Source organism: Streptomyces sp. DSM 120436 (assembly GCF_055778765.1).
The window spans coordinates 310707-332150 of record NZ_JBSKBS010000001.1; the positions used below are offsets into that span (position 1 = coordinate 310707).

The window sequence follows — 21444 nt, forward strand, 5'->3', positions numbered from 1 at the left end:
CGGTGTCCCGGCAGACCGCACACCGACGAGTGCGGCGGGTTCAGGTCCGTCGTACTCACACAGCGATTCAGGCGCTGTCCTCACAGGCGCCCGGCCGGATCCCGTGGGGGGAATCCGCACCGGGACATGGGAAGGCGCCCTGGTTCGTCGGCCCGTGGGGGGACCGGCGGCCAGGGCGCCTTCTTCTTCGCGTTCTTCTCTTCGCGTTCTTCTCCGCGGCGGCCCGACGCGCCCGAAGGGGCGCGGACGGCTCCGCCGCTCGGGCGCGACCGGCCACGAGACGGTCCGCGGCCGCCCGCGCCCCTCCAGCGACGGAACTCTCAGGCGTACGACACCCGCACCGGCAGGTGTCAGCGCTTCTCGACGGGGACGAAGTCGCGCTCGACGACGCCCGTGTAGATCTGGCGCGGGCGGCCGATGCGGGAACCCGGCTCCTTGATCATCTCGTGCCACTGGGCGATCCAGCCCGGGAGGCGGCCGAGGGCGAACAGCACCGTGAACATCTCGGTCGGGAAACCCATGGCCCGGTAGATCAGGCCGGTGTAGAAGTCCACGTTCGGGTAGAGGCTGCGCGAGACGAAGTAGTCGTCGGAGAGCGCGTGCTCCTCCAGCTTGAGCGCGATGTCCAGCAGCTCGTCGGACTTGCCGAGGGCGGACAGCACGTCGTGCGCGGCGGCCTTGATGATCTTGGCGCGCGGGTCGAAGTTCTTGTAGACCCGGTGGCCGAAGCCCATCAGGCGGACGCCGTCCTCCTTGTTCTTCACCTTGCGGATGAAGGAGTCGACGTCGCCGCCGGAGTCGCGGATGCCCTCCAGCATCTCCAGCACCGACTGGTTGGCGCCGCCGTGCAGCGGGCCCCACAGGGCGTTGATGCCGGCGGAGATCGAGGCGAACATGTTCGCCTGCGAGGAGCCGACCAGGCGGACCGTGGAGGTGGAGCAGTTCTGCTCGTGGTCCGCGTGCAGGATCAGCAGCTTGTCCAGGGCGGAGACGACGACCGGGTCGAGCTCGTACTCCTGCGCCGGCACGGAGAAGGTCATGCGCAGGAAGTTCTCGACGTAGCCGAGGTCGTTGCGCGGGTAGACGAACGGGTGGCCGACCGACTTCTTGTAGGCGTAGGCCGCGATCGTCGGGAGCTTGGCGAGCAGGCGGATGGTGGAGAGGTTGCGCTGCTCCTCGTCGAACGGGTTGTGGCTGTCCTGGTAGAACGTGGACAGCGCGGAGACCACCGAGGACAGCATGGCCATCGGGTGGGCGTCGCGCGGGAAGCCCTTGTAGAAGTTCTTGACGTCCTCGTGCAGCAGGGTGTGCTGCGTGATGTCGCCCTTGAACCCGGCCAGCTGGTCGACGGTGGGCAGCTCGCCGTTGATCAGCAGGTAGGCGACCTCCAGGAAGGTGGAGCGCTCGGCCAGCTGCTCGATCGGGTAGCCGCGGTACCGGAGGATGCCGGCCTCGCCGTCGAGATAGGTGATCGCGGATTTGTAGGCGGCGGTGTTGCCGTAGCCGCTGTCCAGCGTCACCAGACCGGACTGGGCGCGGAGCTTCCCGATGTCGAAGCCCTTGTCACCGACGGTGCTGTCGATCACCGGGTAGGTGTACTCGCTGCCGTCGTACCGCAGTACTACAGAGTTGTCGCTCACGTCTTCCCTCACCGACGTTGTGCCTCATCTTCGAGGTGCCCTGACTGTCTCTACCATCCCCCACTCGGCTCAGGAGAGTGCACTCGGGGTCGACCATCGGGCCTATTGACGGCACTGAGTGCCGTCAACTTGCCCATCCTGCCCCCTGTGTTCCCCATCCGGAAGCCCTGTGTGACCTTCACGACTCATTTGATCGATCATTTTTCGGTGACGGGGCCTTCACCGCGGCCCCGCCCCCGCCGGGAGGCGGTCCCCTCCGGGTCCCCCGCCCGGCGTTCCGGAACCGGCGGAGCGGGGTCGGGTCCCGGGGGAACGGGGTCGGGTTCCAGGGGAGCGGGGTCGGGTCCCGGGGGGAGCGGGGTCGGGTCCCAGGGGAGCGGGGTCGGGTCCCAGGGGAGCCGGGTCAGGTCCCGCCTGACGGACCGGAACCGGCGGACCGCGGTCCCGCCCCGGCCGGACCCGTGCCCGCGAGCCGCATGTCGAGCGCCGTGCACCGGCGGCCGGCCGACAGGGTGCGCACCGCCTGTCCGACGGCCTTGCGGGAGCCGACCAGGACGACCAGTTCCTTGGCCCGGGTCACCGCCGTGTAGAGCAGGTTGCGCTGGAGCATCATCCACGCGCCCGTGGTGACGGGGATGACCACCGCCGGGTACTCGCTGCCCTGGGAACGGTGGATGGTCACGGCGTAGGCGTGGGCCAGTTCGTCCAGCTCGTCGAAGTCGTACCCCACCTCCTCGTCCTCGTCGGTCAGCACGGTCAGGCGCTGGTCGACCGGGTCCAGCGCGGTGACCACGCCGACGGTGCCGTTGAAGACGCCGTTGGCGCCCTTCTCGTAGTTGTTGCGGATCTGGGTGACCTTGTCGCCGACGCGGAACACCCGGCCGCCGAACCGCTTCTCGGGCAGGTCGGGGCGGGCGGGGGTGACGGCCTGCTGCAGCAGCCCGTTGAGCGTGCCCGCGCCGGCCGGGCCCCGGTGCATGGGGGCGAGGACCTGCACGTCACGGCGCGGATCGAGACCGAACTTCGCGGGGATGCGCCGGGCCGCCACGTCCACGGTGAGCCGGCCGGCCTCCTCGGTGTCCTCCTCGACGAAGAGGAAGAAGTCCTTCATGCCGTCGGTGACCGGGTGCTTCCCCGCGTTGATCCGGTGCGCGTTGGTGACCACGCCGGACTGCTGGGCCTGCCGGAACACGCGGGTGAGGCGCACGGCCGGGACGGGGCTGCCGTCGGCGAGGAGGTCCCGGAGCACCTCGCCCGCCCCGACGCTGGGGAGTTGGTCGACGTCCCCGACGAACAGCAGGTGGGCGCCCGGCGGCACGGCCTTGGCCAGCTTGTTCGCCAGCAGCAGGTCCAGCATGGACGCCTCGTCGACCACCACCAGGTCGGCGTCCAGCGGCCGGTCCCGGTCGTACGCCGCGTCCCCGCCGGGCTTGAGCTCCAGCAGCCGGTGCACGGTGGACGCCTCGGCGCCGGTCAGCTCGGCGAGCCGCTTGGCGGCGCGCCCGGTCGGCGCGGCGAGCACCACCTTCGCCTTCTTGGCCCGGGCCAGCTCCACGATCGACCGCACCGTGAACGACTTGCCGCAACCGGGTCCGCCGGTCAGCACGGCGACCTTCTGCGTCAACGCCAGCTTGACCGCGGCCTCCTGTTCGGGCGCCAGGTCCGTCCCCGTGCGACCGCGCAGCCAGCCGAGCGCCTTGTCCCACGCCACGTCCCGGAACGCCGGCATCCGGTCCTGGTCGGTGCGCAGCAGCCGCAGCAACTGGGCGGCGAGGGCCACTTCGGCGCGGTGGAACGGCACCAGGTAGACGGCGGTGACGGGGTCGCCGCCCTGCGGGTCGGGCACCTTCTCCCGTACGACGCCGGGGTCCTCGCCCGGGTCCTCCGGCTCGGCGGCCAGCTCGGCGAGACACTCGATGACCAGGCCGGTGTCCACCTGGAGCAGCTTCACCGCGTCCGCGATCAGCTTCTCCTCGGGGAGATAGCAGTGTCCCTGGTCGGTGGCCTGCGACAGCGCGTACTGCAGGCCCGCCTTCACCCGGTCCGGGCTGTCGTGCGGGATGCCGACCGACTGGGCGATCCGGTCGGCGGTGAGGAAGCCGATGCCCCAGACGTCGGCGGCCAGCCGGTAGGGCTGGTTCTTCACCACGGAGATGGAGGCGTCGCCGTACTTCTTGTAGATGCGCACGGCGATGGACGTCGACACCTCGACGGTCTGGAGGAAGAGCATGACCTCCTTGATCGCCTTCTGCTCCTCCCAGGCGTCGGCGATCTTCCTGGTCCGCTTCGGCCCGAGCCCGGGGACCTCGATGAGCCGCTCGGGCTCCTCCTCGATGACACGGAGGGTGTCCGTCCCGAAGTGCTGGGTGATCCGGTCGGCGAAGACCGGCCCGATGCCCTTCACCAGCCCGGAGCCGAGGTAGCGGCGGATGCCCTGCACGGTGGCGGGCAGCACGGTCGTGTAGTTCTCCACGTGGAACTGCTTGCCGTACTGGGGGTGCGACCCCCAGCGCCCCTCCATCCGCAGCGACTCCCCCACCTGCGCGCCGAGCAGCGCCCCGACGACGGTCAGCAGGTCGCCGGCGCCTCTGCCGGTGTCGACCCGGGCGACCGTGTAGCCGTTCTCCTCGTTGGCGTACGTGATGCGCTCCAGGACGCCTTCGAGCGTGGCGAGCCGGCGTTCGCCGGAGGGCGCGGGGGGCTGGTTGGGCATGGTCCGACGGTACCGGTGGGGTGTGACAGGGGTCCCGCGGCGGCAGGGACCCGGCACCCGGCACCGACCGTCGCGCCCCGGCCGGTGACGTGCGCACGGGCGCCCCGGCGGACCCGGCCCGGCGGCCTCTCCTGAGAGGCCGTACGCCGGCGGCGCCCTGCCGTGCGAGACGACGACCGCCCGGAGCCGGCCCTGCGTCCCGTCCGCGGTACGGGACGAGGGGGCGCCTCACAGGCGTCGGGAAACCCTTGACCGCAGGGCGTCACGGCGCCGGGGCAGCGACGTCAGGACCGCGGCCCGTCACGCGGCGCCCGGTGCGTCCGCCGCCGTCACGGGGGCCGGACGCTCCTCCAGCGCGCGGCGGTAGGAAGCCAGCCGTCCTGTCCGCCCGATGGTCAGTGCTCCGACCAGCCGGCCCGCGCGGTGGTAGCCGATCTCCAGCCGGCGGCCCGCCGGATCGTGCTCCACGACCCGCGTCTCGTCAGCGACGCCGGGCAGGCCCACCGAGCGGATCCTGACGCCGTGCAGGTCCGACCAGAAGGACGGAACGGCCGCGAACGGCGCGGGTGTCCGCTCCGGGTCCCGCGCGGCCAGGAGCGTGGCGGCGGCCGCCGCGCCCTGCTCGACGGCGTTGGTCCAGTGGCCGAGCGCCAGGCGTTCGCCGCCGGCCAGCGGCTGCGGCACGCGCGCCACGTCACCGGCCGCCACCACGTCGGGCACGGTCGAACCGTCGGTGCGCAGGACGCGCAGACACGGGTCGCAGTGGACGCCGCCGTCCAGGGCGAGGCCGGAGCCGGCCAGCCAGCCCGTCGACGGCACCCCGCCCCACGCCAGGACCGCCGTGCCGGCCGGGACCGTGGTGCCGTCGTCCAGGTGGACGCCGGCCAGCCGGCCGTCGGTCCCGGTCAGGAAGCCCTCCACGGTGGTTCCGGTCCTCAGCGCGATGCCCGCCTCGCGGTGGAGCGCGGCGACGTAGGCGCCCGCGGTGGTGCCGAGGGCGCTCTCCAGGGGCTGGGACGCGGCTTCGACGAGCGTGACGTCCAGCCCGAGTTCGCGGGCGGCGGCGGCGATCTCGCCACCGAGGAAGCCGGCACCGATGACGACGAGGGGCCCTCCCGCGGCCAGCGCGGCCCGCAGGGCCAGCGCGTCGTCCCAGCCGCGCAGGGTGACCACGCCGGCCGGCGGCGGGGGCTTCCCGGCCGGCCAGCCGCGGGCAGTCGATCCGGTGGCGATGACCAGGCCGTCGTAGGACAGCCGCGTGCCGTCCGCGAGGGTGACGGACCTCGCCGCGAGGTCCAGGCGGACGGCCGCCCGCCCGAGCCGCCAGCGGGCCCGCAGGCCGTTCGGCACGGGCAGTTCGGTGCGGGCCGGCCGGCCGGGGGCGGTCAGTACCCGCTTGGACAGCGGCGGTCGGTCGTAGGGCGGATGCGGTTCGTCGCCCACGATGGTCAGGGCACCGGCGAAACCCTGTTCGCGCAGGGTCAGGGCCGCCCGCAGCCCGGCGAGCGAGGCGCCCACGACGACCAGTTCGCGGCGGTCCTCGGCCCTCATGAGGCGGCCGGCAAGGAGGCCGGCGAGACGGTGACGGCGCGGACCGGGCAGACGGCCGCGGCCTTCTCGGCCTTGTCGAGCAGCGCGTCGGGCGGGGAGGCCTCGTGGACGAGGCGGTCGTCGTCGAAGGAGAAGATCTCCGGCGCGGCGAAGACGCACTGCCCGTGGCTCTCGCACAGGGTCATGTCCACGGTGATCTGCATGGTCGCTCCGTAGGGGTCGGGTGAGGGTCGTCGGTGCGCGGTGCGTGTGGTGCGCGCGGTACGTGTGGTGCGCGCGGTACGTGTGGTGCGCGGTACGTGCGGTGCGCGGTACGTGCGGGTGTCAGCCGGCCGGGGGGTTGAAGCGCGAGTAACCGGGGCTGGTCCATCGCAGGGGCGAAGCGGCGGTGATCTCCCGTACGGCTTCGACGGAGAACTCGACCAGGCGCTGCGCGCCGGGCACCGTGGCGATGTCCTCGGCGTCCCACACGGTGCGCGCGGTGCCGGACAGGTGCAGGGTGGCGCCCGTCTCCCAGTCCGGGACCAGGATGCCCGCCGACGCGTTGAGCAGCAGGTTGCCCAGGGTCAGGAACATGGCGTTGCCCGCGTAGTCGGGCCAGCGCAGCAGGGTGGGGGAGAGCACCTGGACGAAGCCGGGGTTGCCGCCGCGGTGGGAGGCGTCCGCGTCGCCGCGGTCGGAGGCGGTGGCGACGAAGAACGTGTCGGCCGCGCGCACCTTCCGCTGCTGGGCCGGGCTGAGTTCGGTGCCGCCGGTGACGGTGCGGTCCGCCCCGTCCTCGTCCGGACCGGCCCAGCGGTAGTCCCGCTTCTGCAGGTACTTGGGGCAGTTGGCGATGACCTGGTCGACGTCGACGAGCAGGCCGGCCCCCTCCCGGCGGGCCCGGCCGTTGACGCGCATGCGGCGCCGGGTGGCGGGCTCGACGGCGATCATCCCGATCCGGACGGCCGGTCCGGCGGTCAGGGCCTCGGCCAGCGGGTCCCCCGGCAGGGGCAGGGCGTCGACGATGACGGTGCGGGGGTCGGGCACGCGCAGGAACCCGGCGCCGCCCGTCAGCTGCGTGGCCCAGACGCGGCCGTCCCGGTCGGCGCCGCCCAGCACGCTCCACGGCTGCCGGGCGAGGAAGTCCCTCGCGACGGGCGGGATGCTCTCGCCGATGCCGCCGAGTGAGAACTCCGCCTGTCGGGCCAGACCGGCGCGTTCCTGCACCGCCATCTCACCGCTGTGATACGTGGGCACGGTAGGTCCTTTCCCGCGCGCCGGCTCGCGGTCCTGCGGCGCCGACGCGGGTCAGGCCGGGGGTGCCCGCGCGGCGCCCCCGGCGGGCTGGAGGGTTTCTAGAAGAAGCCGCAGGTGGGGGCGCCGGGGGTCGGTGCGCCGGCCGGGTCCGCACCCGTGGGCGCGTAGATCTCCAGACGGATGCCGTCGGGGTCGGTGAAGAAGATGCCGCCGGAGGTGCCGTTCTCGTCGTGGGGGACGACCCCGTCGTAGGTGAACTCCGCGCCCAGGCCGCGCAGCACTTCTTCCGCGGCACTGACCTCCTCGACGGTCCCGACCTGGAACGACAGGTGGTGCAGCCCCGGCCGGCCGGTGGCGAACGAGCCCGTGCTCTGCTGCCACAGCGTCACGAGCAGCCGGCCCTCTCGGCCGAGGAACGCCCAGCGGCGACCGGCCTCCTTGCCCTCCGCCATCACGTCGAAGCCGAACACGGCCCGGTAGAAGGCCAGGGACCGCTCCAGGTCGGTGACGTTCACTCCCACGTGCCCGGTCTGCAGGGTCTTCGCCTCAGCCATGGTTCCTCACACGCCTTCACTCATCGTCACGAGCCCGCCTCGTAACCACTGAAAATGACTTTAGAGGTTAGAAAGAAGGGGCGTCAACCGGTGATCACGCGATGACCGGTTACGGTGGCCGTGACGCCGCCGTCATCGCCGAGGAAGGACAGCGCACCGTGCCGCCAGCTCCAGGGGCCGACCCCCGCCCCCTGACCGACGAACCGCTCGCCATCGACCTGCTCAACACCCGCTGGATCGACGCCGCCGGCCGTCACGACCTGCTGGACTCGCTCGACGGGCTGGCGACCTGGCTCGCCGGCCCTCTGGTGAGCCGGGCCCTGGGCGGCACACCGGTCCCGGTGGACCACGACACGCTGCGGTGGCTGCTCCAGGCGCGCGCCGCCCTGGACCGGGCGGTCTCCGATCCGCAGCACCCGGACGCCGACGCCGTCGAGGCCCTCAACGCCGTCCTCGCGCACGGCCGCAGGGGACTCCTGCTGCGTCCCGACGGGCCGGACGCCTACGTCGAGGTGGAAACTCCCGCCTGGTTGCCGGCATGGCGGGCGGCCGAGGACTACCTGCGCCTGCTCGCCGAGCGGCCCGAGCGGATCCGGTCCTGCGGCAACCCCGAATGCGTCCTGCACTTCTACGACATCTCCAAGAACGGGACGCGCCGCTGGTGCTCGATGGCCGGCTGCGGAAACCGGGCGAAGGCACAGCGCCACTACGCACGCCAGAAGAAGGCCTGACCGCCGGAGCCAGGCCCTCTCGTACGGCACGCGCCCCCGCGGCGGACCCGGGGGCGCAGGCATCGGGCCGCCCGGGGCGCTCCGCCCCGCCCAGGCTTCGGCCGCCCGTGCCGCCGCCGGCCCGGAGGGGAGCCGGCGACCTCGCCGAGCACGCCGGGGGCGGCCGGCGGCCCCCTCGGGGGCCGGGTGCGCAGGCACGGGCTCGGGTGCGCAGGCACGGGCTCGGGTGCGCAGGCACGAGGTCGGCGGCGGTCGTTCGAGCAGCCCCCGACTGACGCCGTGCTCGCGTGCCGGGGCGGGCCTCGGCCGACCGCGACGAGCGGATCCGACCGGGCTTCACCATCCAGCCGAACCGGCCCCGCGCCACCCCGAGTCGCGTGGCCCGCCCCGGCCCCGACGGCAGACCGACCCGGACGAAACCGCGCCTAGCGTTCTTCGTCCGAGCGGGGGTGGGCGGGGCCGTGGTGGTCGGCCAGGGACGTGAGCAGGCGGGTGAGTTCGTCGCGTTCGGCGCGGGTCAGGGGGGCGAAGAGTTCGTCCTGCGCCTCGCGGATGAGCGCGTCGAGGCGTTCGAGGCGGCGGCGGCCGGCGGAGGTGAGGGTGATGACGTTGCGGCGGCGGTCGGCGGGGTCGGGGTCGCGGCGGACGCAGCCCGCGCCCCCCAGGTCGTTGAGGACGGCGACCATGTCGCTGCGGTGGATGCCGGTACGGCGGCTGAGCTCGGCCTGACTGGCGGGGCCCGCCTCGGCGAGGGTCAGCAGCACGGCGAAGTGCCACTTGTGGGCGCCCTCGGCGGCCAGTCGCTCCCCGACGAGCCGGTCGGCGACCAGCGCGGCGCCGACCAGCAGGCGGCTGGGGATGGCGCGCAGGCGGGCGGGCGCGGGTTCCGGGGCCGGAGGGCTGGGGCTCATGTGGGGTCCTCCGCATCTTGCGTTAGTGGCGCCAACAGTCTACTTTCGTTAGTGACATAAACGTTAGTTCAACTAACGCTATGGGGGCCCCGTGATCACGCCGTTCCGCATCGACATCCCGCAGGCCGACCTCGACGACCTCGCCGACCGTCTCGCCCGCACCCGCTGGCCCGACGAGATCACCGGCGCCGGCTGGGACTACGGCTTCCCGCTGGCCCGGTTGAAGGAGCTGGCCGAGCACTGGCGCACCCGCTACGACTGGCGTGCGCACGAGGCCCGCCTCAACGAACTGCCGCACTTCCTCACGGAGATCGAGGGCCAGACCGTCCACTTCGTGCAGGTGCGGTCCGCACGGCCGGACGCGCTCGCGCTGGTCCTCACCCACGGCTGGCCCGGCTCGTTCCTGGAGTTCCTCGACGTGATCGAACCGCTGTCCCGGGACTTCCACCTGGTGATCCCGTCCATCCCCGGATACGGCTTCTCGGGGCCGACCCACGAGCGCGGCTGGGACGTCGTCCGCGTCGCCCGGGCCTGGGCCGAGCTGATGCGGCGCCTCGGGTACGAGCGGTACGGCGCGCAGGGCGGCGACTTCGGTTCGGGCATCTCCCTGGCGCTCGGCGCGCTGGAGCCGGAGCGGGTCGCCGGAGTGCACGTCAACTACCTGCCCACCCGGCCCGACCCGGCCGCCGGTCTCGTCCTGAGCCCGTCGGACGAGGAGCGGCTGGACAAGGTGCGGAAGCTGATGGCGTCCCGCCCGCCGTACCAGGCGCTCCAGGCCACGGCCCCGCAGACGCTGGGCTACGCGCTGACCGACTCGCCGGTGGGCCAGCTGGCCTGGATCGCGGAACGGTTCGCGCAGTGGACCGACCCCCGCACGCCGGTGAGCGACGAGCGGCTCCTGACCGACGTCTCGCTGTACTGGCTGACCGCCACGGCGGCCTCCTCGGCGCGGCTGCACCGCGAGTCGGCCCGGCAGAGCGAGCGGTGCCCGGTGCCGGTCGGGGTGGCGGTGCTCCCCCACGACATCACCCGGTCGGTACGGCCGCTCGCCGAGCGGTTGTACGACATCCGGCACTGGTCGGAGTTCGACCGGGGCGGCCACTTCGCGGCGATGGAGGTGCCGGAGCTGTTCGCGGAGGACGTGCGGAAGTTCTTCCTCGGGTTGGGTGTCGGGGCGGGCGAATCCGTCACGTCGCGCGTTGCCCGATCAGGGAGTTGAGGAGGGCCGCACCGCGTTCGGCGTCGTCGACGCTGACGGCGAAGTCCTTGCCCTTGACGGTGCGGATCACGAGGCATTCGCCGCCGCGGAGCATGACGGTGGTGCCGAGGCCGCTCAGGCGGTAGCCCCAGCCGCCGACCTGCATGGCGGTGCGGTTCTCGGCCCAGGCGGAGGCGACGGCGTCGGCGGCCCAGCGCCGGGTCGGCCAGCCCAGGGGTCCGAAGGCGACTTCCAGTCCCTTCTCGGTGACCCGGGCCTGGACGGAGGCACAGGCCAGCACCGCGAGGGTGGCGACGGCGAAGGCGGCGGCGAGGGGTGCGGCCTGCGCCCCGGAGAGACCGCCCACCGCCACCGCGGTGGCCGCGAGGGTGATGACGCCGAAGACGGCGGCCATGAGGTGCAGCCAGCGGTTGGAGGCACGGGACAGCCAGACGAAACGCTGGCCCTTCGGTATCTCCATGGCGGGTCCGGTGACGGGCGGTTCGGCGACGCGCGCCCGGCGGCCGATGAGCTGAGCCGCGACGGCGACGGCCGCCCCGGCGACGAGGGTGGCGACCACCCAACCGGTCACCGAGCCGGCGTCACGCCAGTCCTCACGGTCGAGGTTCGCCCGCACGACGGACGCCTGCGCGCCGAGGAGGGTCACGCCGGTGAAGCCGAGGGTGATGCCGGCCCAGGAGGGTGCGGCGGCCGTCGCCGCCGTGGCCGAAGTGCTCCTGCCGGCACGCCAGAAGGCCAGGAGGGCGACGGCGGCGAGGATCAGCCAGACCAGCGCGGGGAAAGTGGTGGCCGCCCAGAACGGCATCGAGTCGTCCGGCTCGCCGCTCGCGCTCCAGTGGGTCGCGAGCCGTTCCGGGAGCCGGTCCCGGGCTGTGAGCGGGAAGACCACCAGGAGCACCAGCACTCCCACGACCCAGGCGGCGGCGCCCCATGTCGTGGCGTTCCCTCGCGCTGTCCGCTCGGTCACGTGACCTCCCTGATCATGTCGATGACGTCGTCCTTGCCGTACCCGAGACGGGCCGCGTCGGCCAGGACCTCACGGATGCGGTCCACCAATGCCGACCGCCCGTCGGCCCCTTGAGTCACGGTCACTCCACGCCCCCGCCGGAACTCCAGCAGCCCTTCGTCCCGCAGGGCGCGCAGGCCGCGCAGCACGGTGTTGACGTTCACACCGAGTGCCTGGGCGAGGTCCCGGGCGGGGGGCAGCCGGTCACCCGGCGCGCACTCCCCCTCGGCGATGGCCCGCCGGACGGCACCGGCCACCTGCTCGTGCAGGGGATGGTGGTCGGCTACGTCGAGTCTCAGCAGCATGGTGCTAATGACGGTAGCACCATAGGTGTGGGCGGGCGTGGCCGAGGTGGCAGCCTGCCTGCATGCCATGGAATGTGCGGGAGCATGCCGGTCGCCATTACGCCGTCGTCTTCCACTACGCCCTGCACGACGACGCCTGGTGCGTGGAGTTGAGCGAGGCGGTGCCCGCACCGGCAACCGACGACGCCGACGCGGCGGTGACGTACCTACCGGGCGCGCCCTTCCTGACGGCACTCGTCCCGGACGAGGACCCGGCCGCGGAGCCGGCGGTCCGGGTGCACAGCCCTGAGGAACACGTCGTGCCGTACGAGATCACGCGCTGGTACATGGAACAGGTCGCGGATCAGGTCGAGCGCTGCCGCGAGGCGTTCGGGCGGTGAACCGCCCCACCCGCTGACCAGCCAGGTACGGGGTCCCGGCGTCGCCTTCTCGGAAAGTCGCGGGCGTCCGGGACACGGCCGTGAAAAGGTGCCGTTCTGCCTGGCCGAGGAGGGAACATGGGGCTGACCTACGCCTACGACATCCATCTGCGTCCCGAGAACGTTCCGCGCGCGCTCAACGAGGTGGCGAAGCTGGCACCGCCCGAGCGGAGGGTGCCGCCGCTGACGGTGACGTTGCCGGGCGGCGAGCGGGTCGTGCTTCCGTTCACCAGCGGTTTCGAGAGCGACCCCGTCGACTGCGCCGGGAAGGACAGGGTCACGCTCGACCTGTCGCTCATGTTCCCGGCGGACGAGGCGGTGCGGGCGTACGCGGAGGAGGGGGACCTTCCCGTCGAGGACGGGCGCGTGCAGATCGGTTACGTGTACCTGGACTTGTATTTTCCGCCCTTCCTGAACCTGCGCCACGTGTGCCTGGACTTCTGGGCGGCGACGTCGAGGATGAGCAGGCTCTTCGAGGACTCGGCTGCGATCAGAAAGGTGTTCACGGACCTCGCGGAGACGACGGGGGCGGTGTGCTGCCTTTTCGACACGGGGGACGGAGCTCCCGAGCGGGTGCTGTGGGGCACGGCCCCTGATGGAACGCCGCGACGAGGGCGCGGCCCACTTTCGACCTGCTCAGGCGGGCGGGCCTGGGGATCCCTTCAGCGCGTTGACGAACCCGGTGAAGACCGTGCCGGAAGAGGTGAGGACGGCCCGGCTGGGGTCCTTCGAGTCACGGACGGCCACGCGGGTGGGCGAGGCCGCGATCTCGACGCAGTTGTTGCCGTCGCCCCCACCGGAGTGGGACGACCTGCGCCACGCTGTCACGCGCCGGGTCATACTCGGGGCACGGCCCTCTTCAGGCCCTGGACGAAGACGGCGAAGGTCTCCCTGGGGAAGACAAGGGTGGCCCGGGAGGGGGCCTTGGAGTCGCGCACGGCTGTGTGACTGTCCGCGGTCGCGATCTCGACGCATTCGTTGCCGTCGCCGGGACCCGAGTAGGACGACTTACGCCAGTTGCCCATGGTTCCTACAGCTCCTTAGCCAGGCTTCGGATGAAGTCTCGCGACTTCTCCGGGTCGAGTGAAGCCTCCTCTACCTTACGGAAACCGGTCCGATAGGTGTTGAGTTGCGCCTCGGAGTCGATAAAGACCGTGCCGTGCAATGCGTCCCGAACCACTGTGTCCAGCTTGGGCAGGGGGCCGCCCACGTACGTCATCGTGCCGGACGCCATGGGGAAGTCGTCCCGGTCGAAGGGGATGACACGTACAGAGATGTGGTCGGCCTCGGAAAGTTCCAGCAGTCGCATGAGTTGAGCTCGCGAAGTCGCCCGGTCGCTGACTCGGATCCGCAGCGCCGCCTCATGGATCACTGCTTCGTAAGGAATGACGAACCGCTGCCGTTCCTTGCGGTGCCGGATGCGCGCTTCAAGCTCTTCAACAGTCAACTCGCGACCGAGCTCGTCGCCAACGCCGTACGGCACACCAAGGGACCCGCCGCCCTGCGCGTGCGATGGTCGCCCCCGGGGACGCTCCGTATCGGGGCATGGGACGCCGACCCCTCTCCGCCACAGCCGCCGGCGCCGCTCACCGCCGCGCTGGAGCGGGAGGACGGCCGCGGGCTCGCGCTCGTGCGGGCCTGCTCCGACGTTTGGGGCTGGCAGCCCCTCGTCCGGGACGGCAGTCGGGGGAAGTCCGTGTGGTGTGAGGTGGATGCCGCCTAGGCACGTGGCACGGCACGCCCGGGCGAGGTCTGCGGCTGACCCGACAGACCGCCACCTACGCCGTGCACGGACGTCAGCCGTGGTCCTCCCAGTCGGCGTGGCAGAACCTGGCCGCGCTGACCATACCGTCGCCCGCCCGGACCGAGCGGACGTACATGTTGCAGCCGTGGATGCCGAGATCGCCGGAGCAGCCGATCACCAGGCCTATGTCGCCCCGCTCCGCGCGCTCGATCAGGGCGGCGTCGAGAGCGGTCACCTTCTGGCCGATCAGCTTCATGCCGTCATGCACGACTTGGGGCCCCGTCCGGCCGTGCAGGGTCACGGCCGCCAGGGCCGGCCTGCCGTCCCGCATCCAGTAGTGAGCCGTCAGCCCCGCCGCGTCGAAGCGGTCCCCCTCCAGGTACCACTGGCCGTATCCGCGGAAGTGGTGCGGGAAGAAACCGCGGCGGGCGGCCGGCTCCTCCTCACCCAGCGCCGCGATCACCTCGTCCACGGTCATGCCGAACCGGAGCGGCCCCACGCCCTCCAGCGGCGTCCACTCCCACCAGGCTCGGTCCTGATCGACCGTAACCGGCCACCCTCCCGCGTTCTTGGGCTCCTCACGGATGTCCCGCCAGAGGGTCACAAGGTCTGTCGCGTACGGGTCGTCGGCCAGTTCTGGGGCGCACACCAGGACTTGGGTGATCGCCCGGTCGGTCCGTACCGGGTATCCCTCCGCCGACGTCTCCCATGCCTGGACCGCGCCCATGGACAGGCCCCAGGCGGCGATCTCGGGATCACCGCCCCGGTTGAGACCGACACGCACCTTTTGGCCCCGCGCGAGACGGTGCAGGTCGGCACTCACCTCGGACGGCACCCGGTCCACCAGCTCCACACCGGCCAAGCTCACCCCCGGCCCGGCCTCCGCGTGGACCGCCACCCCGGCCAACAGCATCCCCGGGACGTAGAGCAGGGTCAGGCCCGAGTCGTTGTACGACTCCCAGAACGAACCGTCCCGGGCCACCCGGGAGCCGCTACCGGACGCGCCCCCGAGCGCGGCCCGCACCTCGTCGGAGTCCATGCCGAACCGCAGCGGTCCGATCCCCGCCAACGGGTCCAACATCCACCGCTGCCGGTCCTCCGGCTTCCTGCCCCACCCCATCATGGTGACCCCGCCCTTGATCACGGTTCCCGGCCCTCTCGCCGATGATCTTGAGTGGCACCCTGGACAGTGCCACTGACATCCCCCCGGTCACGATTCGGTTTCGGCCACCACCCACCCCCTTGCCCCAGCCGATGTAATCGATTCCAATCCTCCGTGTAATCGATTCCACGAGGAGGTGGATCGGGCATGGCGGGTATCAAGGACGTCGCCGCCGAGGCAGGCCTGTCCGTGGCCACGGTGTCGCGCGTGCTCAACGGGCACCCGTCGGTCAGCGAGGACGCACGGCGCCGGGTGACCGCCGCCGTCGAGCGGCTGGGGTACCGGCCGAACGCCGTCGCCCGGTCCCTGCGCACCGACCAGACCCGCACCCTCGGGCTGGTCATCAGCGACGTGATGAACCCGTACTTCACCGAGCTGGCCCGCTCCGTCGAGGAGGAGGCCCGCGCGCTCGGGTACAGCGTGATCATCGGCAACGCCGACGAGCGGCCCGACCTCCAGGACCACCACGTCACCACCCTGCTGGACCGCCGTATCGACGGGCTGCTGGTCTCCCCCACCGACGGCGGCTCGCCCGGCATGCTCGGGGCCGCGCGGGCCGGGACGCCCATGGTGTTCGTCGACCGGTGGATCCCGGGCGTGGACGTGCCCGTGGTCCGCTCGGACGGGACGGCCGCCGTACGCGACCTGGTCGCGCATCTGTACGGGCTCGGGCACCGGCGGCTCGCGATCATCGCCGGGCCCGCCGCCACCACGACCGGCCGGGAACGCGTGGACGCCTTCCGGGCGGCGCTCGCCGCGCACGGTCTTGAGCTGCCCGACGCCTACATCGGGCAGGGCGACTTCCAGGCCGGCAGCGGGCGCCGCGTCACCGAGGGGTTCCTCGACCTCGCCGAACCGCCCGAGGTCGTCTTCGCCGCCGACAACCTGATGGCGCTCGGCGCGCTGGACGCGGTCCGGGCGCGCGGGCTGCGGGTGCCGGACGACATCGGGCTCGCCGCGTTCGACGACATCCCCTGGTTCGTGCACACGGACCCGCCGGTCACCGCGATCGCCCAGCCGGTCCGCGACCTGGGGCGGGCCGCCGTGCGCGCCCTGGTCGACCGGATCGAGGGGCGGGCCGGTGAGTCCGTCACCCTCCCCGCCCGGCTCGTCGTGCGCCGCTCGTGCGGCGAGGCCGCCGCCGCGCAAGAACCGTCCCCCTCCCCCGTACGAAGGAGTACGCCGTGAGCAGCCGCAGTCCTGACGAGTTGCTGCGCATCGAGGGCATCCGCAAGACCTTCCCCGGCGTGGTCGCGCTCGACGGCGTCGACTTCGAGCTGCGCCGGGGTGAGGTGCACGTGCTGCTCGGTGAGAACGGCGCCGGCAAGAGCACGCTGATCAAGATGCTGTCCGGCGCCTACACGCCCGACGCCGGCCGGATCACGGTCGGCGGCGAGGAGGTGCGCATCAGCGGTGCGCAGGACTCCGAGCGGCTCGGGATCGCCACCATCTACCAGGAGTTCAACCTGGTCCCCGATCTGACGGTCGCGGAGAACATCTTCCTGGGGCGGCAGCCGCGCCGGTTCGGGATGATCGACCGGAAGACGATGGACGCCGACGCCGAGGTGCTGCTCAAGCGCGTCGGGGTGGACGTGTCGCCGCGGGCGCGGGTGCGGGAACTGGGCATCGCGCGGCTGCAGATGGTCGAGATCGCCAAGGCGCTCAGCCTGGACGCGCGGGTGCTCATCATGGACGAGCCGACCGCCGTGCTGACCTCCGAGGAGGTCGAGAAGCTGTTCGCGATCGTGCGGCGGCTGCGCGAGGACGGCGTCGGCATCGTCTTCATCACCCACCACCTGGAGGAGATCGCCGCGCTCGGCGACCGGGTCACCGTGATCCGGGACGGGCGCAGCGTCGGGCAGGTGCCCGCCTCCACGCCCGAGGACGAGCTGGTCCGTCTCATGGTCGGGCGGTCCATCGAGCAGCAGTACCCGCGCGAGCGCGCCGACGCCGGTGACGCCCTGCTGAAGGTGGAGGGGCTGACGCGCGACGGCGTCTTCCACGACGTGAGCTTCGAGGTGCGGGCCGGTGAGGTCGTCGGCATCGCGGGGCTGGTCGGGGCCGGGCGGACGGAGGTGGTCCGGGCGGTGTTCGGGGCCGACCCGTACGACGCCGGGACGGTGCACGTCGGCGGGGTGCGGCTGCGCGGCCACGACGTGAACGCCGCGATGGAGGCCGGGGTCGGTCTGGTGCCCGAGGACCGCAAGGGCCAGGGGCTGGTGCTGGACGCCTCCGTGGAGGAGAACCTCGGCCTGGTCACCCTCCGCTCCTCCTCCCGCGCCGGGCTGGTCGACCTCAAGGGCCGGCGCGAGGCGGCGGCCCGCATCGCCGGGCAGCTCGGCGTGCGGATGGCCGGTCTCGGCCAGCACGTGCGCACCCTGTCCGGCGGCAACCAGCAGAAGGTCGTCATCGGCAAGTGGCTGCTGGCGGACACCAGGGTGCTCATCCTCGACGAGCCGACGCGCGGCATCGACGTCGGCGCGAAGGTCGAGATCTACCAGCTGATCAACGAGCTGACGGCGGCCGGCGCCGCGGTGCTCATGATCTCCAGCGACCTGCCCGAGGTGCTCGGCATGAGCGACCGGGTCCTGGTCATGGCGCAGGGCCGGCTCGCGGGCGAACTGGACGCCGCCGAGGCGACCCAGGACGCCGTGATGGCCCTCGCCGTCGGCACCACTTCCCCCAGCAACGGAACGGAGGCCCCCGGTGGCCACTGACACGCTCAAGAGCAAGCCGGGCGCGCAGGGCGGCGCCACCGGCGGCCTGCGCCGGCTGCTCCTCGACAACGGCGCGCTGACCGCGCTGATCCTCCTCGTGATCGCCATGTCGGCGCTGTCCGGGGACTTCCTGACCGCCGACAACCTGCTCAACGTCGGCGTCCAGGCCGCCGTGACCGCGATCCTCGCCTTCGGCGTCACCTTCGTGATCGTCTCGGCGGGCATCGACCTGTCGGTCGGCTCGGTGGCCGCGCTGTCCGCGACCGTCCTCGCCTGGAGCGCGACGGAGGCCGGGATCCCGGTGGTCCTCGCGGTCCTCCTCGCCGTGGCGACCGGCATCGCCTGCGGCCTGGTCAACGGCTTCCTCGTCTCGTACGGCAAGCTCCCGCCGTTCATCGCGACGCTGGCGATGCTGTCGGTGGCGCGCGGTCTGTCGCTGGTGATCTCGCAGGGCTCGCCCATCGCCTTCCCCGACTCGGTCTCCCACCTGGGTGACACGCTCGGCGGCTGGCTGCCGGTGCCGGTGCTCGTGATGGTCGTCATGGGTCTGCTGACCGCGTTCGTCCTGGGCCGCACGTACATCGGCCGCTCCATGTACGCGATCGGCGGCAACGAGGAGGCCGCGCGCCTGTCCGGCCTGCGGGTGAAGAAGCAGAAGCTCGCCATCTACGCCTTCTCCGGGCTGTTCGCCGCCGCCGCGGGCATCGTGCTCGCCTCCCGGCTGGCGTCCGCGCAGCCGCAGGCCGCGCAGGGCTACGAGCTGGACGCGATCGCCGCCGTCGTCATCGGCGGCGCCTCCCTCGCGGGCGGCACCGGCAAGGCGTCCGGCACGCTGATCGGCGCGCTGATCCTCGCGGTGCTGCGCAACGGGCTCAACCTGCTGTCGGTGTCGGCGTTCTGGCAGCAGGTCGTCATCGGCGTGGTCATCGCGCTGGCGGTGCTGTTCGACACGCTGCGCCGCAAGGCGGGCGCGACCGCCCCGGCGGCCGGCGCGTCCGGCGGCGGCGACAGGCGCAAGCAGGCACTGACGTACGTGATCGCGGCCGTCGTCGCCGTCGCGGTCGTCGGCGCCACCTCGCTGCTGCACGGCGGCTCGTCCGGGACCGCCAAGCCGAGGATCGGCCTGTCGCTGTCGACGCTCAACAACCCGTTCTTCGTGCAGATCCGCGACGGCGCCGAGGAGGAGGCGGAGAAGCTGGGCGTCGACCTGACGGTCACCGACGCGCAGAACGACGCCTCCCAGCAGGCCAACCAGCTGCAGAACTTCACCAGCGGCTCGCTGGACGCGGTCGTCGTCAACCCGGTGGACTCCGACGCGGCCGGTCCCTCGGTGCGCGGCGCGAACCAGGCGGACATCCCGGTGATCGCCGTGGACCGCGGCGTCAACAAGGCGGACACCTCCGCGCTGGTCGCCTCCGACAACGTCGAGGGCGGCGCGCTCGGCGCCGAGGCGCTGGCCGAGAAGCTCGGCGGCCGGGGCACCATCGTGATCCTCCAGGGCCAGGCCGGCACCTCCGCCAGCCGGGAGCGCGGCGCGGGCTTCGCCGAGGGCCTGAAGGACTACCCGGGCATCAAGGTCGTCGCCAAGCAGCCCGCGGACTTCGACCGCACCAAGGGCCTGGACGTGATGACGAACCTGCTCCAGGCGCACCCCGACATCGACGGCGTCTTCGCCGAGAACGACGAGATGGCGCTCGGCGCGATCAAGGCGCTCGGCTCCAGGGCCGGCACGTCGGTGCAGGTCGTCGGCTTCGACGGCACGCCGGACGGGCTGAAGGCGGTGCAGGCGGGCACGCTGTACGCCTCCGTCGCCCAGCAGCCGAGCGAACTCGGCCGGATCGCCGTGCGGAACGCGTTGCGGGCCGCCGAGGACGAAAAGGTGGAGAAGATGGTCAAGGTGCCGGTGAAGGTGGTCACCGAGGAGAACGTGGCCGGCTTCGAAGGCTGACACCGGGCACGAAGGCACAAGGGCTCACGGGCTCAGGAACTCAAGGGCACAGGGGCTCAGAGGCTCAGGAACTCAAGGGCACAGGGGCTCAGAGGCTCAGGAACTCAAGGGCACAGGGGCTCAGAGGCTCAGGGGCGGGCGGTCACCTCGACCGCCCGCCCTCCTCAGCGGATCGGGGAGCGAATTCATGTACGACTACGACCTCCTGGTCGTCGGTTCGGCCAACGCCGACCTGGTGATCGGGGTGGAGCGCCGGCCGGGCGCCGGGGAGACGGTGCTCGGTTCCGACCTGGCCGTGCACCCGGGCGGCAAGGGCGCGAACCAGGCGGTCGCCGCCGCACGGCTCGGCGCGCGCACCGCCCTGCTGGCGCGGGTCGGGGACGACGAGCACGGCCGGCTGCTGCTGGACTCGCTGCGCGAGGCCGGGGCGGACACGGTGGGCGTGCTGGTGGGCGGTGCGCCGACCGGCGTCGCCCTGATCACGGTGGACCCGTCGGGCGACAACAGCATCGTCGTCTCGCCCGGCGCCAACGGCCGGCTGACCCCGGCGGACGTGCGGGCCGCCGCGAGCCTCTTCCACGCCTCGCGGGTGGTGTCGACGCAGCTGGAGATCCCGCTGGAGACGGTGGCGGAGGTGGTGCGGGGCCTGTCTCCGGACAGCCGCTTCGTCCTCAACCCGTCGCCCCCGCGGCCGCTGCCGACGGAGGTGCTGGCGGCCTGCGACCCGCTGATCGTCAACGAGCACGAGGCGAAGGTCATCCTCGGCGACAGCGCCGGGGTGAGCGACGAACCCGAGGACTGGGCACGGCTGCTGCTGGCGAAGGGCCCGCGCTCGGTGGTGGTGACGCTGGGCGGCGAGGGGGCGCTGGTCGCCTCCTCGGCGGGGATCGCGCGGGTCGCGTCGGTGACGGTGGAGGCCGTGGACACCACGGGCGCGGGCGACGCGTTCACCGCGGCGCTGGCGTGGCGGCTCGGCCTCGGCGAGCCGCTCGCCGAGGCCGCCGCCTACGCGGCCCGGGTGGGCGCGGCGACGGTCACCAAGGAGGGCGCGCAGGTGTCCTTCCCGACGGCGGCGGAGGTCGCGGCGCTGTGAAGAAGCGCGGGATCCTGAACCGGCACCTCGCCGGCGCCCTCGCCGAACTCGGCCACACCGACGGGGTGCTGGTGTGCGACGCGGGGATGCCGATACCGGCCGGGCCGCGCGTGGTGGACCTGGCCTTCCGGGCCGGGGTGCCCTCCTTCGCCGAGGTGCTGGAGGGACTGCTCGACGAGCTGGCCGTCGAGGGCGCGACGGCGGCGGAGGAGGTGCGGGACGCGAACCCGGCGGCGGCGTCGCTGCTGGCCGGCCACTTCCCGGAGCTGGCGTACGTCCCGCACGAGCGGCTGAAGGAACTGACGTCCGGGGCGCGGCTGGTGGTCCGCACGGGCGAAGCGAGCCCGTACGCGAACGTGCTGCTGCGGTGCGGGGTCTTCTTCTGAGCCGCCCCGCCCCCTGACGGGCGTCCGCGCGAACTCCGAGGGGCCCGGTCCGTCGACCGGGCCCCTCGCTTCCCTCCCCCTGCCAGGACCTCCCTGAAATCCCCCC

At 72.5% G+C, this 21444-nt stretch carries 20 protein-coding genes and 2 pseudogenes; 9 read left to right on the top strand and 13 right to left on the bottom strand.

What is annotated here, in order from left to right; all coding sequences use genetic code 11:
• Positions 1 to 350 precede the first annotated feature (350 nt).
• From ACWH4W_RS01370 to ACWH4W_RS01395, 6 genes are all read right to left on the bottom strand, one after another.
• Entirely contained in the window at positions 351 to 1640 is a 1290-nt protein-coding gene (locus ACWH4W_RS01370; RefSeq protein ID WP_473074026.1) for a citrate synthase, read from the bottom strand.
• 403 nt (positions 1641 to 2043) lie between these two features.
• Positions 2044 to 4353 carry an SF1B family DNA helicase RecD2 gene (gene recD2 / locus ACWH4W_RS01375; RefSeq protein WP_473074027.1) on the bottom strand — a complete coding sequence of 770 codons (2310 nt, stop codon included), beginning with the start codon at positions 4351 to 4353 and terminating at the stop codon, positions 2044 to 2046.
• Positions 4354 to 4653: 300 nt separating this feature from the next.
• The gene (locus ACWH4W_RS01380; RefSeq protein ID WP_473074028.1) at positions 4654 to 5904 is read right to left on the bottom strand and encodes an NAD(P)/FAD-dependent oxidoreductase; all 1251 of its coding nucleotides are present in this window, start codon (positions 5902 to 5904) and stop codon (positions 4654 to 4656) included.
• On the bottom strand, positions 5901 to 6107 hold the full coding sequence (locus ACWH4W_RS01385) for a ferredoxin (RefSeq protein ID WP_473074029.1): 207 nt from the start codon (positions 6105 to 6107) through the stop codon (positions 5901 to 5903). The genes ACWH4W_RS01380 and ACWH4W_RS01385 overlap by 4 nt, the downstream gene beginning before the upstream one ends.
• 121 nt (positions 6108 to 6228) lie before the next feature.
• Positions 6229 to 7143 carry a pyridoxamine 5'-phosphate oxidase family protein gene (locus ACWH4W_RS01390; protein WP_473074030.1) on the bottom strand — a complete coding sequence of 305 codons (915 nt, stop codon included), beginning with the start codon at positions 7141 to 7143 and terminating at the stop codon, positions 6229 to 6231.
• A 98-nt stretch (positions 7144 to 7241) separates the two neighbouring features.
• A complete protein-coding gene (locus ACWH4W_RS01395; RefSeq protein WP_473074031.1) occupies positions 7242 to 7697 on the bottom strand; it encodes a VOC family protein in 456 nt (151 codons plus the stop codon).
• Between the two features lie 158 nt (positions 7698 to 7855).
• Here ACWH4W_RS01395 and ACWH4W_RS01400 point away from each other — a divergent pair, with 158 nt between their 5' ends.
• Positions 7856 to 8428 (top strand): CGNR zinc finger domain-containing protein, encoded by a 573-nt coding sequence (locus tag ACWH4W_RS01400; protein WP_473077385.1) that lies wholly within the window; start codon positions 7856 to 7858, stop codon positions 8426 to 8428.
• Between the two features lie 425 nt (positions 8429 to 8853).
• On the opposite strand, the gene ACWH4W_RS01405 is transcribed toward ACWH4W_RS01400, so the two are convergent.
• A complete protein-coding gene (locus ACWH4W_RS01405) occupies positions 8854 to 9339 on the bottom strand; it encodes a MarR family winged helix-turn-helix transcriptional regulator (protein ID WP_473074032.1) in 486 nt (161 codons plus the stop codon).
• A gap of 91 nt (positions 9340 to 9430) precedes the next feature.
• Between ACWH4W_RS01405 and ACWH4W_RS01410 the strand changes: the two genes are divergently transcribed.
• The gene (locus ACWH4W_RS01410) at positions 9431 to 10558 is read left to right on the top strand and encodes an epoxide hydrolase family protein (protein ID WP_473074033.1); all 1128 of its coding nucleotides are present in this window, start codon (positions 9431 to 9433) and stop codon (positions 10556 to 10558) included.
• Here ACWH4W_RS01410 and ACWH4W_RS01415 read toward each other — a convergent pair.
• Together ACWH4W_RS01415 and ACWH4W_RS01420 are read right to left on the bottom strand one after the other, a co-directional pair.
• Positions 10527 to 11525, bottom strand: a complete 999-nt coding sequence (locus ACWH4W_RS01415) for a DUF1648 domain-containing protein (protein WP_473074034.1) — start codon at positions 11523 to 11525, stop codon at positions 10527 to 10529. The two genes, ACWH4W_RS01410 and ACWH4W_RS01415, sit on opposite strands and share 32 nt — an antisense overlap.
• Positions 11522 to 11869, bottom strand: coding sequence for a GntR family transcriptional regulator (locus tag ACWH4W_RS01420; RefSeq protein WP_473074035.1), 348 nt, complete (start codon positions 11867 to 11869; stop codon positions 11522 to 11524). Before ACWH4W_RS01420 ends, ACWH4W_RS01415 begins: the two co-directional genes overlap by 4 nt.
• Positions 11870 to 11931: 62 nt before the next feature.
• Between ACWH4W_RS01420 and ACWH4W_RS01425 the strand changes: the two genes are divergently transcribed.
• The gene (locus ACWH4W_RS01425) at positions 11932 to 12249 is read left to right on the top strand and encodes a hypothetical protein (protein WP_473074036.1); all 318 of its coding nucleotides are present in this window, start codon (positions 11932 to 11934) and stop codon (positions 12247 to 12249) included.
• A 675-nt stretch (positions 12250 to 12924) separates the two neighbouring features.
• On the opposite strand, the gene ACWH4W_RS01430 is transcribed toward ACWH4W_RS01425, so the two are convergent.
• From ACWH4W_RS01430 to ACWH4W_RS01440, 3 genes and pseudogenes are all read right to left on the bottom strand, one after another.
• On the bottom strand, positions 12925 to 13128 hold the full coding sequence (locus tag ACWH4W_RS01430; RefSeq protein WP_473074037.1) for a DUF397 domain-containing protein: 204 nt from the start codon (positions 13126 to 13128) through the stop codon (positions 12925 to 12927).
• The gene (locus ACWH4W_RS01435; protein WP_473074038.1) at positions 13125 to 13313 is read right to left on the bottom strand and encodes a DUF397 domain-containing protein; all 189 of its coding nucleotides are present in this window, start codon (positions 13311 to 13313) and stop codon (positions 13125 to 13127) included. The genes ACWH4W_RS01430 and ACWH4W_RS01435 overlap by 4 nt, the downstream gene beginning before the upstream one ends.
• Positions 13314 to 13318: 5 nt before the next feature.
• Positions 13319 to 13738, bottom strand: a pseudogene (locus tag ACWH4W_RS01440) (Scr1 family TA system antitoxin-like transcriptional regulator); the annotation flags it as partial.
• On the opposite strand from ACWH4W_RS01440, the pseudogene ACWH4W_RS01445 reads away from it, so the two are divergent.
• Positions 13736 to 14011: pseudogene (locus ACWH4W_RS01445) on the top strand (ATP-binding protein); the annotation flags it as partial. The pseudogenes ACWH4W_RS01440 and ACWH4W_RS01445 overlap by 3 nt on opposite strands.
• A 73-nt stretch (positions 14012 to 14084) precedes the next feature.
• Here ACWH4W_RS01445 and ACWH4W_RS01450 read toward each other — a convergent pair.
• Entirely contained in the window at positions 14085 to 15176 is a 1092-nt protein-coding gene (locus ACWH4W_RS01450) for a hypothetical protein (RefSeq protein ID WP_473074039.1), read from the bottom strand.
• A gap of 165 nt (positions 15177 to 15341) precedes the next feature.
• Between ACWH4W_RS01450 and ACWH4W_RS01455 the strand changes: the two genes are divergently transcribed.
• From ACWH4W_RS01455 to rbsD, 5 genes are all read left to right on the top strand, one after another.
• A complete protein-coding gene (locus ACWH4W_RS01455) occupies positions 15342 to 16382 on the top strand; it encodes a LacI family DNA-binding transcriptional regulator (protein ID WP_473074040.1) in 1041 nt (346 codons plus the stop codon).
• Entirely contained in the window at positions 16379 to 17911 is a 1533-nt protein-coding gene (locus ACWH4W_RS01460; RefSeq protein WP_473074041.1) for a sugar ABC transporter ATP-binding protein, read from the top strand. The genes ACWH4W_RS01455 and ACWH4W_RS01460 overlap by 4 nt, the downstream gene beginning before the upstream one ends.
• Positions 17901 to 19859, top strand: a complete 1959-nt coding sequence (locus tag ACWH4W_RS01465) for an ABC transporter permease/substrate-binding protein (RefSeq protein WP_473074042.1) — start codon at positions 17901 to 17903, stop codon at positions 19857 to 19859. Before ACWH4W_RS01460 ends, ACWH4W_RS01465 begins: the two co-directional genes overlap by 11 nt.
• A gap of 187 nt (positions 19860 to 20046) precedes the next feature.
• Positions 20047 to 20952, top strand: a complete 906-nt coding sequence (locus ACWH4W_RS01470; RefSeq protein WP_473074043.1) for a ribokinase — start codon at positions 20047 to 20049, stop codon at positions 20950 to 20952.
• Positions 20949 to 21338, top strand: a complete 390-nt coding sequence (gene rbsD, locus ACWH4W_RS01475; protein WP_473074044.1) for a D-ribose pyranase — start codon at positions 20949 to 20951, stop codon at positions 21336 to 21338. Before ACWH4W_RS01470 ends, rbsD begins: the two co-directional genes overlap by 4 nt.
• Positions 21339 to 21444 lie beyond the last annotated feature (106 nt).